This window comes from Streptomyces sp. NPDC056161, from assembly GCF_042268025.1.
In the GTDB taxonomy this organism is placed as follows: domain Bacteria; phylum Actinomycetota; class Actinomycetes; order Streptomycetales; family Streptomycetaceae; genus Streptomyces.
The window spans coordinates 124,108-139,218 of the sequence record NZ_JBHJUV010000017.1 but is presented as its reverse complement, the minus strand read 5'-3'; the positions used below and the strand labels follow the sequence as shown (position 1 = coordinate 139,218).

The following is a 15,111-nucleotide window of genomic DNA, read 5'->3' as shown; positions in this document are numbered from 1 at the left end:
GGCCCGGCGGCCGAACAGACGGCGCCGTCAGGCGGGTGTGGGGACCGGGATCGCGTTGGTGTGCACCAGATGCAGCGTCTCGCGCGCGATGTCGCCCACATCGACGGTGCCGCCGCTGTCGACCCACTTCTGCAGGATCACCTCGATGACGTTCATGGTCCCCGCGGCGGCCAGCGCGGCGACCACGTCGGATCCGGTGTCGCCGATCCGGCGCAGGATCTCCCGGGTCAGTTCCTGACGCCAGCGCCAGTTCTGGTTGGCGAGGCCCGCCCGCAGCACGGCGGTCCGGTTGGTGATCTCGTACAGCGCGATCAGCCGTCCGGAATGGGCCGTGATGGTGTGCTGGACGCTGTCGATCACCGCGTGGAGCGCCTGCGGCAGTGGCAGGTCGTCGGGCTGTTCGAGGAACACCGCAAGCGCTGTGTTCAGGCCCTCCTCCACGAAGTTGATGACCAGCGATTCCTTCGTCGGGTAGTACCGGTAGAGCGTGCGGGTGCCGACTTCGGCCGCGGCGGCGATCTGCTCGACCGTCGTGTTGTCGTAGCCCTGCGTGACGAACAGCTCGAACGCCTTGTCCGCGATGAACTGCCGGGTGCGTTCCATCTTGGTTTCGCGCAGTCCCATGTCCCCCACCTCCGCCCGCGACGACCGCGGCGATCCTAGCACTGTCAAGTGGCAGTCGCTGTCACCTGACAGTGGCGTGAAATGCTTCCTTGCGGCAGTGTCTGCCCCCTGACAGTCTTGGCCGTATGGCAATCACTGCCACTTTCGGCCGAGGAGCTGGGCACCATGAGTGAGACGACCACCGACATCCCCGCTGCCGTGGGCAGCTTCCCGGTCACGCGGGACGGGACGTGTCCGTTCGACCCGCCCGCCGAGTACGCCGAGCTGCGTAGCCAGGACGGCCCCATGGATCTGCTCTCCTGCCCGGCGGGGATCAACGCCCGGGTCGTCAGCACGTACGACGACGTACGGTCGGCGCTGATCGACCCCAGGCTCAGTTCGCACGCCGCCCCGTCCACACACGTGGTGGTCGGCGGCGACGTCGACAGGCCGGTGGCTCCCGGCTCGATCCTGAACATGGACGGTGCGGAGCACGCGAGGCTGCGCAGGCTGCTGACGCCGGAGTTCACCGTCAAGCGCATCGAGGCCATGCGCCCCTACATCCGGCGTCTGGTCGACGAGCACATCGACGGGATGCTGGCCGGCACCGGGCCGGTCGACCTGTATCACGACTTCGCGCTGCCCATCCCCTCGATGGTGATCTGCGAGCTGCTGGGCGTCGCCTACGCCGACCGGGACCGGTTCCAGCGGCAGACCGGCGTGATGCTCTCCGTGGACCGCGACCCGGCCGAGCTGGAGCAGGCGTCCGCCGAGGTCGTGCAGTTCATGGAGCAGCTGGTGGCGGCCAAGGCGGCCGAGCCCACCGACGACCTGCTGGGCAGGCTGATCGTGCGCGCCAGGAAGACCGGCCAGGAACTGACCATCGAGGAACTGACCACGCTGAGCATCTCGCTGCTGGTCGCCGGGCACGAGACGACCGCGAACATGATCGGACTGAGCACGCTGGCCCTGCTGCGCCAGCCCGACCAACTCGAAGCGCTGCGGGCGGATCCGGGGCTGGCCGGCACCGCCGTCAACGAGATGCTGCGCTACATCTCGCCCGTGCAGTTCGGGCTGCTGCGCCACGCCACCGAGGACGCGCAGGTCGGTGAGGGGACACTCAGGGCCGGGGAGTGGCTGGTGGCCGCTCTGGCCTCGGGCAACCGGGACGAGTCGGTGTTCCCCGACCCCGACCGGATCGACCTCGGGCGCCACGCCACCGCACACCTGGCCTTCGGCTACGGCATCCACCAGTGCCTCGGCCAGCAGCTGGCCAGGGTCGAGCTGCAGGAGGTCTTCGCCCGGCTGTACCGGCGGATCCCCACGCTACGGCTGGCCGTGCCGTTCGAGGACATCCAGTTCAAGGACAACGCGCTGGTCTACGGCGTGCGCGCGTTGCCGGTCACCTGGGACAAGCCGGGTGTTGCGGAGGGCGACGCATGATGCGGGTCAGTGTCGACGTGGAGGTGTGCGTCGGAGCCGGGCAGTGTGTGCTGGCCGCCCCGGACGTCTTCGACCAGCGTGACGAGGACGGCATGGTGGTCCTGTTGCTGGAGAACCCGCCCGCCTCCTTGGCAGCGGCCACGAAGCAGGCCGCGCTGCTCTGCCCGGCGCTGGCCATCCGGACGTCGGACGAGTAGGCGTCCGTGGACAAGATCGTCATCGTGGGCGCCTCGGCGGCCGGTCTGACCACCGCCGAGGCCCTGCGCCGAGAGGGTTGCACCGGGCAGCTCATCCTGGTCGGCGACGAACAGCAACTCCCCTACGACCGGCCGCCGCTGTCCAAGCAGGTGCTGGCGGGCACGTGGAAACAGGGCAGGACACGGCTGCGCCCGGACACCGTCTACCGCGACCAGAACATCGAGTTGCGGCTGGGCACCCGGGCGATCGGCGTGGACCTGGACAGCCGCACGGTGGAGCTGTCCTGCGGGAAGGAACTCGGCTTCGACCGCCTGGTCATCGCCACCGGGGTGACCCCGCGCAGGCTGCCGTTCGGCCATGACCTGGCCGGTGTGCACGTGCTGCGCACCCTCGACGACACCCTGGCGCTGCGCGCCGATCTGCTGCGCTCGTCCTCGCTGGTGGTCGTCGGCGCCGGGTTCCTCGGCTCCGAGGCCGCTGCCTCGGCCCGCCGACTGGGGCTGGACGTGACCCTGGTCGATCCGCTGCCGCTGCCCCTGGTCCGCCAGTTCGGCGACCGCATCGGCCGACTGGTCGCCGATCTGCACCAGGAGCAGGGGGTGCGGGTGCGCACCGGCGTCGGAGTGGCCGCGTTGCTCGGCGAGGACAAGGTGTCCGGAGTCGAGCTGACCGACGGCACGGTGGTGCCCACCGAGGCGGTGCTGGTGGCGATCGGCTCGACACCGGCGACCGACTGGCTGACCGGCAGCGGGATCCCGGTGGAGGACGGCGTGCTGTGCGACGCCACCTGCCGGGCCGTCGAGGGGGTGTACGCGGCGGGCGACGTGGCCCGCTGGTTCAATCCGCACTTCGGCACGCGCATGCGGGTCGAGCACCGGATGAACGCCACTGAGCAGGGCATCGCGGTGGCCCGCAACCTGCTCGGCGCGAGTGTCCCGTTCGCGCCGGTGCCGTACTTCTGGACCGACCAGTTCGACGCGAAGATCCAGGCGTACGGCATCTTCCCGGCAGGCGGCGAGATGGAGATCGCGCACGGTGAACCGGCTGACCGGCAGTTCGTGGCGCACTACCGCGTGCGGGAGCGGATCACCGGGGTACTGGGGTGGAACATGGCCAGGCAACTGCGCCAGGACCGGCTCCTGATCACAGCACCGGACGGCGGATCCGCCGGAGGCCGTCCGCTCCGTGGCCTTTGACCCCCAGGCCCAGCGGGCGCGGGGGGCCCGGGCCCCCCCCCCGGCGGGGGGGGCCGTGAGGGTGGCCGGCGCTAAGATTTAGGACGGGGTACCGGGCGGGGGGCCCGGCGGGGGGCCGCCCCGCGGGCGGCGTGCCCCCCCCCCCCCGGGGGGGGGGGGCCCCCGGCCCCCCCGGGGCGGGGGGGCCCCCGATTCCGTGTCCCGGCCGATACGTTCTCGACGGCGTACCGGTGTGGACCGCCGTGAAGGAGGACGCAGAGGGTGAAGACAAAGGTGTGGCTGCAACGGCCGTTCTGGACGAGCGAGGGCGAGGCGTCGGAGCCGGACGACGGGGGAATACGCCTGAAGATATACGTAGCCGACGCCACTCTCCGTGCCCGCGAAGCCCGCGAACAGGCCACCGCGTTGGCGTATCCCGAGCGGGTGCTGCCACCCGGCGGTGCGGAGGAGTACTGCAAAGCCCGCGAAGAGGGCGTTCGGACCTTCGTCCTCTGGGCGGACCGTCACCGGCAGGGTGTCCACGCCCGTGTCGTCACCAGATCCGCCGCGAAGGGCAGGGCGGCGACGTACGAAGTCCTCGGCACGACCGGTGAGTCGGTGGCGCTGATCGTCCGCGAACGGGCACTGAACGGTGGATTCAGGACACGCTGGACCGTGCAGCCGACCGGAGGCCCCACCGCCGTCGGACGCAAGGGCAACCCCTTCTGGTGGGGCATGTGGTGGCTGCTCCTGCCCCTGCAAGCCGTCTTCTTCGTCGGCATCGCCCTCGCGGGCCAGGGTGACCTGATGGGAACGCCGCGCCGCACCAAATGGCGGGCCGGCGGCAGGACCGTGCTCGACTGGGCGAGCGGGGCCGGCGCCTTCCAGCTCACCGTGGCCGACGACCGATGGGACCCCCGGGTCACCGCGGCGTTGGTGCTCCTCCTCGACAGCCACAGCGGCCCCTTCGGCAGCTCCTGGGACGGCGGTCTGCGGGACTGACCCGCCCCCGGGTCCGGTCGCGCCCGACGGGCGCCGACGCGTGGGTCGTGCCGCCGGGTCTCGTGCACGTCCGGTCCTGGCGGCGAGCATGCGTCAGGTGGCTGCTCCCGCGGCCGGGCCCGCCCTCATTCCAGGTGGTCGGCCGTCGCGAGGGTGCCCTCGATGAGGTCGCGGAGCTGGGAGCGGGCGGTGATGCCCAACTTGGGGAAGCTGCGGTAGAGGTGCGAGCCGACCGTGCGCGGAGAGAGGAAGAGTTTCTCGCCGATCTCGCGGTTGGTCAGTCCACGGGCGGCGAGCCTGATGATCTGCTGCTGTTGCGGGGAGAGTGCGGCGAGCGCGTCGGGAGCCGTGTCCGTGACGCCGAGGCCGGCGGCACGTGATTCGGTTCGGGCGCGCTCGATCCACGGACGTGCGCCCAGGCGGCGGAAGGTCTCCAGGGCCTCGGTGAGCGGCGCCCGCGCCTCGGCGATGCGCCGCCGGCGTCGCAGCCGTTCGGCGAGGTCGAGGAGGGTCTGGGCGCGTTCGAAGGGCCAGTGCTCAAGGGCCGGGTCGGCCAGGGCGGCCCGGAAGTGCGGCTCGGCGTCCTCCGGGTCGGCCAGCAGACCTCGGGCCCGGCTGATCAGCGCACGCAGCCGGGGCGAGGCGTTCTCCGCGAGCGTGCGTGCGCAACGCTCGACGATCGTGGCGGCCTCCTCACGACGGCCGCAGCGGACAGCGGCGGCGGCCAGATCTGCGAGGGCCGGGTAGGAGGCGTGGTAGTGCACGGGCGCGCCGTCCGCCGTGAAGGCCATGCGGAGGTGCTCGTACGCGGTCTCGTACGCGCCTTCCGCGGCTGCCGCGGCACCGAGCGCACGACGGGCATAGACACGGACCGAGCGGCTCTCCAGCGGATCGATCAGGGCGAACGCCTCCTCGGCACGGGCGCGGGCCGCGGTCGCGTCACCCCGGTAGGCCAGCAGAGTGGCGTCCACGGTGGCCGCACAGGCCACGGCGTGGTCGAGGCCGGCTGCCCGGCCGACCGCGATGACGCGGGCGCAGGCAGCACGGGCCTGGTCCCACCGTCCTCGTTCCACATAGGCCCAGGCGACCGCGCCGCTCAGCCCCTCCGGCAGGGTTCCCCGCGCCGCCCAGCGGTCGAACGCCGCGTCGAAGGCGCGGACGGCCCGCGGGGTCTCGTCCAGCAGCCACGCCATGATCCCGACGGTGGTGAGCAGCTCCGGCCGGGCTTCCGCCGCGGAGAGCGACTGGGGGAGCAGGGAGAGGAATTCGGCCCGGTCGTGGAACGGGTCGGACACGGCCCTCACCCAGGTGCGCAAGCCGGCGGTCGAGGTGTCCTCGGGAAGGCGCCCCAGGATGTCGAGGACGCGGTGGCGCCGGCTGTCCTGTCCGGAGTAGAAGCGGACCACGGCGGCGCTCGCCAGGAGGTCCAGTGCGGCGGCGGGCCGGACGGCCGCCAACTCCTCGGCGGCGTCGGTCAGCCGGGAGAAGACCACGGTGTGGCGCACGGTCAGGACCGCCAGCCGTCCCGCCTGCACGGTGGCGGACGCCAGCAGCGAGGTGTCGTCCGTGCGCGCACGCGCCGCGGCGGTCAGTTCCTCGACCCAGGCGAGGTCTCCGGTGAGCACGGCCGCCGCGGCGGCCTCGACCAGCAGCCGTGCGCTGTCCTCGCGTCGCGGCGCGAGTTCCGCCGCGCGCTGGAGGGCCTTGGCCGCGGCCGCGTGGCCGCCGCGGCGGCGGGCCCGTTCGGCGGTCCGCTCCAGCTCCGCCGACACGGCCGCGTCCGGCCCCGGACACGCGGCGGCCAGGTGCCAGGCACGCCGGTCCGGTTCGTCCCGCAGCAGCTCGGCGAGTGTGAGGTGGGCTTCGCGCCGCGTCGCGAAGGGCGCGGAGTGGTATACGGCGGACCTGATCAGCGGGTGGCGGAACCGGAGGTCCCGGCCGGTCCGCCGGACCAGCCCGGCCTGCTCGGCGGGCCGCCAGGGGTCGTCCTCGGCGTTCTCGGCGTTCTCGGCGTTCTCGGTGTTCGCAGGCCCGGCCGGGACGGCGATCGGGGAGTCGACGCTGTCCATCGCGGCCAGGAGCAGCAGGGCCGAAGCCGTGGCGGCGGGAAGGCCGTGCAGGCGGGCGGCGAAGACCCGCTCCAGATGGTCGCTGAGGGGGAGCGGGCCTTCGGACCCCGACCACACGGCCGCGTCGTGGGCGGTGGCCGCTCTCGTCAGTTCCACCAGTGCCAGCGGGTTGCCGCCTGCCTGGTCGAGGATCCGCGCCCTGGTGCGGCCGGTGGGGCGCTTCGGCTGCCGGTCCAGCAGCCGGCCGGCCGCGGCCTCGTCGAGCGGTCCCAGGGTGAGCGTGGGCACGTGCCGGTCGAATCCCGGCAGGTGATCGCCGGCACGTGCCGCGATCAGCATCGTGATCGGTTCGCCCGCCAGCCGTCTGGCGGCGAAGGACAGCGCGTCCAGGGAAGCACGGTCGAACCACTGCGCGTCGTCCAGCACCACGAGCACGGGACGCCGGTCGCCCAGGGCCGACAGCAGACTCAGGACGGCGACCCCGACCAGCATCAGGTCGGGTGCGCTCGCCTGCCGGGGGACGGCCGGTCCCGTGCCGAAGGCGGTGTGCAGGGCCGCCCGCTGTCGCTCCGGCAACCCCTCCACCTCGGCTGGCAGCGGGCGCAGCAGCTGATGCAGCGCGGAGTACGCGAGGCTCGACTCCGACTCGCTGCCCTCGGCGCGCAGCACGCGAGCACCGCCGGCCGCGGCCCGGCGCACCGCACGGTCCAGCAGCGCGCTCTTCCCCGTGCCCATGTCACCGACCAGCATCACCACCGGGTCGGCCGACGCCGGGTCCACCGCGCGAAACAGGCTCGCCAGCTCCGTGTCCCGGCCGACGAGCGGCTCTCCCGGATCCGGTCCCGTGACCGGGCCGAGGTCGCCTGCCTGCTCGTCCACGGGGTCTCCAGGAGGTGTGGTTCTTCGCACGGGAGCCGTCTGCCCCGCCCACCCAGGCTACAAGCGGCCGGACGCGGTGCCCGGAGCGCGCGCGGGTGCAGTCACGTTACGGATACCGCCCTCACCAGGGCCGCTCGTACGGTTCCAGGAAATCCGCCACATTCCCAAGGACGCGCCATGGACCACATCACGCTCGGCGACATCAGCATCATCCGGGTCTGGGAATACTTCGGCTCCGTCGACATGACACCCGACACCTTCTTCCCGGAGAGCCCGAAGCACGTGTGGGACGACGGCGCCTCCTGGCTGACCCCGCATTTCCTGGACGCCGGGACCAACACCGTGAATTCCGCGATCCAGACCTGGCTGCTGCGCAGCGAGGGCAGGACCATCCTCGTCGACACCGGCGTCGGCAACCACAAGGAGCGCCCGTACGCACCGGTCTGGAGCCACCTCAAGACGGATTTCCTGTCGAATCTCGCCCGGACCGGGGTCGAGCCCGAGGACGTGGACATAGTGATCAACACACATCTCCACATCGATCACGTCGGCTGGAACACGTATCTGGACGGCCGGCAATGGGTGCCGACTTTCCCCAACGCCACCTATCTGATGCCGAAGGACGACTTCGACTTCTGGAACCCGGAGAACGGCCACGAGCCGCTGCTGGGCCGCGGCAACCAGAACGTCTTCGAGGACAGCGTGGCCCCGGTGCACCAGGCCGGCCGGACACGGTTGTGGGAGAACAGCCACCGGATCGACGCCGGCCTGCGCCTGGACGCGGCTCCCGGACACACCCCCGGCTCCTCCGTGCTGACCCTCACCTCCGGGACGGACCGCGCCGTGTTCGTCGGCGACCTGCTGCACAGCCCGGTGCAGATCCTCGAACCCGACGCCAACAGCTGCTTCTGCGAGGACCCCGCCGGTGCCCGCGCCACCCGCCGCAAGGTGCTGGGCTGGGCCGCCGACAACAACGCACTCGTGATCCCCGCACACCTGGGCGGCCACGGTGGGGCCGAAGTGGTGCGCGAGGGAAGCAAGTTCGCCGTCAAGGGCTGGGCGCCCTTCGCCCCGTACACCGAGCGTGCCTGAGGCCCGCGGAAGGACACGAGACATGAGCAGCCACTGTGACCCCGTCGTGACCACGGCGCAGGGAGCCGTCCGCGGCCTGCGCCGGGGCGACACCGCCGTCTTCCTGAACATCCCCTACGCCGCCCCGCCCCGGGGCGCCGCCCGGTTCGCGGCGCCGCGGCCGCACCAGCCGTGGGACGGCGTACGAGACGCCACCGTGCCAGGACCCACCGCGCCGCAGTCCGAACGCAGACTCGGCAGCATCGACATGTCCCCCTACTTCGGGGCCGGTTGGAGCCGCGGCGAGGACCACCTCACGGTCGACGTCTGGACGCCTGCGGCCCCCGAACCCGGCCGGCCCGTCATGGTGTTCGTCCACGGCGGCGGATTCGTCGCCGGATCGACGCGGTCCGCGCTGTACGACGGCTCCGCCTTCGCCCGCGACGGCGTCGTCCTCGTCACCCTCAACTACCGGCTCGGCATCGCCGGTTTCCTCGATCTCCCCGGCGCGCCCGCCAACCGCGGCCTGCTCGACGTCGTCGCCGCGCTGCGCTGGGTCCGGGAGAACATCGCTGCCTTCGGCGGTGATCCGCACAACGTCACCCTCTTCGGCCAGTCGGCCGGGGCGACCGTCGTCGGCGGCGTCCTCGCCGCCGCGCAGGCTACGGGCCTGTTCCGCAGGGCGATCGTGCAGAGCGGCAGCGGCCTGGGCGCGTTCACCACCGAGCAGGCCGCCCGCGTCACCCGTGCGGCGGCCGGGATCCTGGGCATCGAACCCCACGCCGACGCCTTCGCGGAGATCTCCGACGAGCGCCTGGTGGCGGCGGCCTCCCGGCTCGCGGGCATCGACCTGCGGACCGAGACGCACCACGACCCGCTGATCGGACTCAGCCCCTTCAGCCTGGTCCTCGACACCCAGCCCGCCCACTCCGTCACCGCGGGCGCCGGCGCCGATGTCGACCTGCTCATCGGGACCAACACCGAGGAAGGGAACCTCTACCTGGTCCCCGTGGACAAGTACGCCACCTCGACCGCCGAGGACGTCGAGGACACGGCGGCGCGCTCGCACCCGAATCCCGCGCGGCTCGTCGAGACCTACCGGAAGACCCGCCCCGGCGCGTCCTTCGGCGCGCTGCGCTCCGCCATCATGGGCGACGCGCTGTTCGGCGCGGGCAGCTGGGCCCTGGCCGACGCCCATGCCGCGCATCCCCGGTCCGCTACCTACGCCTACCGGTTCGCCTGGCGCTCCCACGCCCTGGACGGGGAACTCGGCGCCACCCACGCGGTCGAGCTGCCCTTCGTCTTCGACGTCGCGCACCAGCCCCGGCTCCACGGTCCCGCCGCCCTGCTCGGCCCGGACGAACCCCCCGCCGGTCTTGCCGCCCGGATGCACGAGACCTGGGTCCGGTTCGCCAGGACCGGCGACCCCGGCTGGGCCCCGTACGACACCGAGCGCAGGCCCACCATGCGCATCGATGCCGAGTGGACCCAGGAGGACGACCCCCGCGGCCAGGAACGGCAGGCATGGAACTGACCCCCGTACACGCCCGCCCACACCCCCTCAAAGGACAGACCGTGCCCAGAACCGTCATCACCACCGAGCACGCACCCGCCCTGCCGGCCCCGCTGTCCCAAGGCATCCGCAAGGGGCCCGTCCTACAGGTCTCCGGGCAGCTCCCGCTCCACCCCGTCACGGGCGAGGTCGTCGGCACCACGGTCGCCGAGCAGACCACACAGACCCTGCGCAACGTCACCGCCGTACTCGACGCGGGCGGCGCGGGCCCGCAGGACCTCGTGATGCTGCGCGTGTACCTCACCGATCCCGCCCACCTGGCCGAGATGAACGAGGCATACGCCGCGGCCGTCAGCGAGCCCTTCCCCGCCCGCACCACCGTCTACATGCGGCTCCCGCCGGGACTGCTCGTGGAGATCGACGCCCTGGCAGTGCTGGAGGACTGACAGTGCGCTCCGCCAGTTGCCGTGGCCGGCGGGACCCTCTCGTACGCGTCCGGACCGGCGGGCTCGGCTGCGGTCACCGGCTACGCCCGCGGGTGCCTGCCGGTCGGGTCGGCGGAGCGGGCGTAATCGGTGGGGGTCTGGCCGTAGTGCGCCTTGAAGGCCCGGGTGAAATGGCTGCTGTCCGCGAACTGCCAGTAGGCGGCGAGTTCCGTGACGGTCGCGCCATTGGACGGTGCGGCGAGTGTGAGCCGCGCCTCTTCCAACCGCCGGTGCCGGATGTACGCGGCCACGGACTCTCCCCCCGCGGCGAACGCCCTGTGCAGAGTGCGCACCGAGACGTGGAGCTCACGGGCCAGCATCGCCGGCGACAGTTCGGGATCGGCAAGCCGGCGCTGGGCGAGATCCTTCGCGGCCTGGGCCAGTGCGGGCGCCAGCAGAGGCTCCGCGCCGTCGAACCGGCCCCCGGCCACTCCTTTGGCCAACTCGATCAAAGTGCTGTGCGCGGCCTGCACACCGGCCGGGCCGAGATCGTTCACGGTGGAGTTGACCATTTTGGTGTGGGCCACCAGCAGCCGCACCTCGGCCGCGTCCGCCGACCCGGTCGCCGTCCGGTTCCCGAGCAGCGGCACCAGTGGGGGCGCGGGCAGCACCGCGACCAGCGCCGCCGTGTGCGGCACCGTCTCGAACGGCGACGACCGTCCGACATGCCGGAGCAGGAACTGCCCGGCCGACACGGTCTGTTCGGCGTGGTCCCGCGAAGCGCCCAACGTCCACGAGCCGCGTCGCACCACGTACAGCCGTACCCGGTCCTCAACACCGTGCGGAGTGTCCGCGGTCCGCATCGGCGACTCGCTGTGGGCCTGGACGATCGCCACATCGCGCACCCGGGCGGCACGGGCCCTGACCCGGTAGTCCCCTGCCATGGCCGGGCTGAAGGCCGGCATCGGGAAATCATCGCCGATCTGCGTCTCCCACGCGTACAGGAACGCGTCGAATCCCTGCGGCACGGCACGCCGGGCCATGGTGTCCAGGGAGAATGCGCCACGCGACTCGTCTGCCTGCTGCCTCGTGCTGGTCATCGGCGGGCCACACTCCTCACGCTCGCGTCACACGCGTTTCGTACTCGTTGCTCCGGCGCCAACGGGTGGCACTGATCTTCCGACCCTATGACGCTGTCGTCCAAGTGTGCCGCCGGCCGGACGTCCTACGCTGCTCGGAAAGGGATGGTGCCGGACCGTCCGGCACCACCGCGAAGAACCGGAATCAACCGGAACTAGCCGGAATCAACCGAAAAGAACCGGAAAGAACCGGGAAAGAAAAGGGAATAATGGACCTGCACTCCTCCGATCACGCGAGCACCGGCGAGGGCGTCGCGTCCGGGACGATCGAGATCGCCGGGAAGACCGTCCACCGGCTCGGCTTCGGAGCCATGCGGCTGACCGGCCCCGGCGTCTGGGGCGAGCCGGCCGACCGCGGCCCGTTCATCCAGCTCATGAGGCGCGTGATCGACTTGGGCGTCGACTTCATCGACACCGCCAGCGTCTACGGGCCCCACGTCAGCGAGGAGATCATCCGCGCGGCGCTGCACCCCTATCCGGCGCACGTGCTGATCACCACCAAGGGCGGCCAGACGCAGTCCGGCCCCGGCTCCTACGCCACGCTCGGCCGCCCGGAATACCTGCGGCAGGAATGCGTACTGAGCCTGCGCCGCCTCGGCGTCGACCACATCGACCTGTACCAGCTGCACCAGGTCGACCCCACCGTCCCGTTCGAGGACCAGATCGGCGTGATGAAGGAACTCAAGGACGAGGGCAAGATCGCCGCGATCGGCCTCAACGAGGTCACGGTCGACCAGATCGTCGCCGCCCGCCAGATCGTCGACATCGCCTCCGTCCAGAACCAGTACAGCGTCACGACACGCAAGCACGAGAACGTGCTCGACCACTGCACGCGTGAAGGCATCCCCTTCATCTCCTGGTTCCCCCTCGACATCGGCGCGCTCGCCCAACCCGGCAGCCCCCTCGACGCCATCGGCGCGCAGACCGGCGCCACACCGGCCCAGATCGCACTGGCCTGGCAACTGGCCCACTCCGAGAACCTGGTACCCATCCCCGGCACCGCCTCGATGGCCCACCTCGAAGAGAACGTCGCCGCGGCGACCGTCCGGCTGAGCCCGCAGCAGATCGCGGAACTCGACGCCCTGGCCGGCTGATCCCTGACCGCCTCGACGCAACCAAGGAATCCAGTGGCGGCGACGCGGCGGCGGTGGGGCCCGGCCGGCCACGTCGCCGTGCCGAGGGTCAGCCCACGGGGTGACCCCGCACCGCTTCGCTCAGGAGCCGGACACGACCGTCACCGGCCCGGACTCGACGGTGCTCGACGTGCTGTCGGCCCACGTGCCGGTCACCCGGACGGTCACCGTGTCGTGGAGGTACTTTCCCACGAGGTGGAACCGGGCCCGGTTCGCGCCCGCCACCGGCTCGCCGTTCACGAGCCACTGGTAGCTGAACCTCGCGTCCGGCACCCACCTGCCCGGGTCGGCCGTCACGTACCCGCCGACCTTCGGCGAGCCCTTGATGACCGGCGTGCCCGTCACCTTCAGCCGGTAGTGATAGAAGGTGACGTTGCCGGGACCGTTCGGATCCGGCTGCTCCCGGTTGAGGATGTTGAGGGTCAGACCGTCCCGTGTCTCCAGGAACGACAGGCCCTCGACCTCTTGGTCGTAGGGAACCTTGAGGTCGAAGAGGACCTGGACCTCGCCGGTCGTCAGGTTGGCGCGGGAAATGTGCTTCCCCTCGTCGTCCGAGGCGAAGTACATCCAACCGTCGTGGATCTTGCCGCCCTGGGCCTGGTCGATCGTCTGCGACAGCGGGATGTATCTGTTGAACGTCCAGTCGCGCAGGTTGTAGACGGCGATCTCCGTCGCGTTGTCGTAGGCCATGCCGTAGGCGAGGCCCTTGCGCGCGTCGACGGCCACCCAGCTTGCGATGTCCTGCACGCCATGCGGTGGGTTCAGGGCGGCGGCCTGGCCGGTGAAGCTCAGATCGGCCGCGTTGTAGACGGCGAACACGGGCGTGTCGTAACGGCTGCCGGTAACCGCATCGCGCGTGCTGGTGTCCAGCGAGATGTAGAGCTTGCCGTCGGCGTAGTCGATGTCGCCGATGTGGTTCAGGCCCTTGTGGGCGAGCGGCGAGGGGTCGGCCAATGCGGACGGAATGGCCGGCGAGCTCTTGAAGAGGGTGTTGTACTGCATGTCCGTGATCTCCAGCCCGTTGGTGCTGGAGAAGTACCAGTGGGTGCCGTCAGTGGTGACGCCCTGGCCGCGCGAGCTCTCGGCATCGCCGGTGAACACGTCCTTGCCGATGAACTCCCACGTCTCGACCTGCGCGGGTGTCGCCGCTGCCACCGATGCCACCGCCACCGGTCCCGCCGCCACGGCAGCGCCGACCAGGGCGAGTCGGCCGATGAACTTCCGTCTGGTGAAACTTCCCATGATGGCTCCATGTGATCCGAGGGCGGACGACTCGTGTCCGCCGTGTCGGCCTCAAGTCGTATGAGGGCGAGTTTGCGCCGCCGCGGCGGCAGCATGACCACGCGCTGAACCTCGATTCGCCGGCGGCCGCGCGTGCGTGGCGCGTCCCGTCGTGCTACCTCTGATGAAGCCCGAGTTGACAGCGGAACGCGCTCAGGGACGGCTTCCAGCCGGCTTCCGGTGTGGAGAAGGCGAACTCGTACGGAGCCCAGTCGGCGATCCGGCGGTACCCGAGGCGCTGGTAGAGGGCGTTGCTGGTGGGGTTGCCCGCGTCCGTGAACAGCACGACCTCCGTGGCGCCCGCAGCGAGCGCGGCCCGGCTCACCGCTGTGGTGACGGCGGCCGCGTAGCCGCGCCCCCTGAGGTGGGCCGGGGTGTAGACGGGGTCCACCCGGACCATACCGGCGGTCATCGGGTTGAGCCCTGCCATGGAGACGGGGGTGCCGTCGGGGGTCTGCCAGAAGGTGTAGCGCTTCTCGGCGAAGCGTGTGCCGGCCCAGGACTCGGCGTTGATGGTGACGATCTCGCCGAGGTCTGCGGCGAGTTCACGGCACCAGCGCATGAGGTGCTCGTGATCCTGCTCGCCCACGGGGCGGCTGTGGCCGTCCGGGTGCGGCGTCGCAGGGGTGAGTGCGTCCAGGCGGTACAGGTGCATCCGGACGGGGAGCGTCGGCGTCGCGCCGGTGTACCCCTGCCAGGCTTCGGCGAACGCGGTCGCGGTGTCGTGGTCCGCGGTGACGCCGGTGAGGGTGTGGCCGAGGCCGGCGAGTTGGGCGGCGAGGGAGTCGGCCCGCTCGGGAGAGAGCGGGGTGAGGGTCAGCCGACGGGACGCAGGGCGGTAAAAGATCGCCTGGGTATCGCCATCAGACTCCAGTCGGCCGAAGAGGACGGTTCCGGGAACGAACGCGCCGGGGTGGGTTCGCCACTTCTCCAGCACGGTGAGCGGCGTGTTGTGCAGGGCGGGGCGGGAGCGCAGGAAGTCTGCGGCACGGGCGTGGAAGTCGTCGATGTCTTCGGTGAGGTGCCAGGTATCTGGGCGCATGGCTCATGATCCCGTGATTCCCTGAGCCCGCACAGGCGTCCGCGGACGGTCCCGCCGTCGACGGCCGGTCGGGGAGGAAGGAGCCGGCTTCCTCTCGTGGGAGCGGGGTCGGGGTAGCGCCGGCCTGCCGAGTCGAAG

At 71.4% G+C, this 15,111-nt stretch carries 13 protein-coding genes; 8 read left to right on the top strand and 5 right to left on the bottom strand.

Features of this window, described 5'->3' with window-relative positions; all coding sequences use genetic code 11:
• Nucleotides 1–27 precede the first annotated feature (27 nt).
• A complete protein-coding gene (locus tag ACFC09_RS18175) occupies nucleotides 28–624 on the bottom strand; it encodes a TetR/AcrR family transcriptional regulator (RefSeq protein ID WP_376529080.1) in 597 nt (198 codons plus the stop codon).
• A 165-nt stretch (nucleotides 625–789) separates the two neighbouring features.
• Here ACFC09_RS18175 and ACFC09_RS18170 point away from each other — a divergent pair, with 165 nt between their 5' ends.
• The 4 genes from ACFC09_RS18170 to ACFC09_RS18155 all read left to right on the top strand — a co-directional run bounded on the left by ACFC09_RS18170 (nucleotide 790) and on the right by ACFC09_RS18155 (nucleotide 4,421).
• The gene (locus tag ACFC09_RS18170; protein ID WP_376529077.1) at nucleotides 790–2,046 is read left to right on the top strand and encodes a cytochrome P450; all 1,257 of its coding nucleotides are present in this window, start codon (nucleotides 790–792) and stop codon (nucleotides 2,044–2,046) included.
• Nucleotides 2,046–2,243 carry a ferredoxin gene (locus ACFC09_RS18165; RefSeq protein ID WP_376529201.1) on the top strand — a complete coding sequence of 66 codons (198 nt, stop codon included), beginning with the start codon at nucleotides 2,046–2,048 and terminating at the stop codon, nucleotides 2,241–2,243. The genes ACFC09_RS18170 and ACFC09_RS18165 overlap by 1 nt, the downstream gene beginning before the upstream one ends.
• Nucleotides 2,244–2,249: 6 nt before the next feature.
• Nucleotides 2,250–3,440 (top strand): NAD(P)/FAD-dependent oxidoreductase, encoded by a 1,191-nt coding sequence (locus tag ACFC09_RS18160; protein ID WP_376529074.1) that lies wholly within the window; start codon nucleotides 2,250–2,252, stop codon nucleotides 3,438–3,440.
• 261 nt (nucleotides 3,441–3,701) lie between these two features.
• On the top strand, nucleotides 3,702–4,421 hold the full coding sequence (locus ACFC09_RS18155; RefSeq protein WP_376529073.1) for a hypothetical protein: 720 nt from the start codon (nucleotides 3,702–3,704) through the stop codon (nucleotides 4,419–4,421).
• A 125-nt stretch (nucleotides 4,422–4,546) separates the two neighbouring features.
• Here the strand turns inward: ACFC09_RS18155 and ACFC09_RS18150 are convergent, their stop codons facing one another.
• Nucleotides 4,547–7,369 carry an AAA family ATPase gene (locus ACFC09_RS18150; RefSeq protein ID WP_376529071.1) on the bottom strand — a complete coding sequence of 941 codons (2,823 nt, stop codon included), beginning with the start codon at nucleotides 7,367–7,369 and terminating at the stop codon, nucleotides 4,547–4,549.
• Nucleotides 7,370–7,546: 177 nt separating this feature from the next.
• Between ACFC09_RS18150 and ACFC09_RS18145 the strand changes: the two genes are divergently transcribed.
• From ACFC09_RS18145 to ACFC09_RS18135, 3 genes are read left to right on the top strand one after another with little or no spacing between them, the layout of a single operon-like run.
• A complete protein-coding gene (locus ACFC09_RS18145; RefSeq protein ID WP_376529069.1) occupies nucleotides 7,547–8,461 on the top strand; it encodes an MBL fold metallo-hydrolase in 915 nt (304 codons plus the stop codon).
• A 22-nt stretch (nucleotides 8,462–8,483) separates the two neighbouring features.
• Nucleotides 8,484–9,974: a carboxylesterase/lipase family protein gene (locus tag ACFC09_RS18140; RefSeq protein WP_376529067.1), complete on the top strand. Its 1,491-nt coding sequence runs from the start codon at nucleotides 8,484–8,486 to the stop codon at nucleotides 9,972–9,974.
• A gap of 41 nt (nucleotides 9,975–10,015) precedes the next feature.
• A complete protein-coding gene (locus ACFC09_RS18135; protein WP_376529064.1) occupies nucleotides 10,016–10,399 on the top strand; it encodes a RidA family protein in 384 nt (127 codons plus the stop codon).
• Between the two features lie 80 nt (nucleotides 10,400–10,479).
• Here the strand turns inward: ACFC09_RS18135 and ACFC09_RS18130 are convergent, their stop codons facing one another.
• Entirely contained in the window at nucleotides 10,480–11,478 is a 999-nt protein-coding gene (locus tag ACFC09_RS18130) for a helix-turn-helix domain-containing protein (protein ID WP_376529062.1), read from the bottom strand.
• Between the two features lie 248 nt (nucleotides 11,479–11,726).
• Here ACFC09_RS18130 and ACFC09_RS18125 point away from each other — a divergent pair, with 248 nt between their 5' ends.
• Nucleotides 11,727–12,611, top strand: coding sequence for an aldo/keto reductase (locus tag ACFC09_RS18125; RefSeq protein ID WP_376529060.1), 885 nt, complete (start codon nucleotides 11,727–11,729; stop codon nucleotides 12,609–12,611).
• A gap of 120 nt (nucleotides 12,612–12,731) precedes the next feature.
• Here the strand turns inward: ACFC09_RS18125 and ACFC09_RS18120 are convergent, their stop codons facing one another.
• Nucleotides 12,732–13,892: a hypothetical protein gene (locus ACFC09_RS18120; RefSeq protein WP_376529058.1), complete on the bottom strand. Its 1,161-nt coding sequence runs from the start codon at nucleotides 13,890–13,892 to the stop codon at nucleotides 12,732–12,734.
• Nucleotides 13,893–14,046: 154 nt separating this feature from the next.
• On the bottom strand, nucleotides 14,047–14,973 hold the full coding sequence (locus ACFC09_RS18115) for a GNAT family N-acetyltransferase (protein WP_376529056.1): 927 nt from the start codon (nucleotides 14,971–14,973) through the stop codon (nucleotides 14,047–14,049).
• Nucleotides 14,974–15,111: the final 138 nt, after the last annotated feature.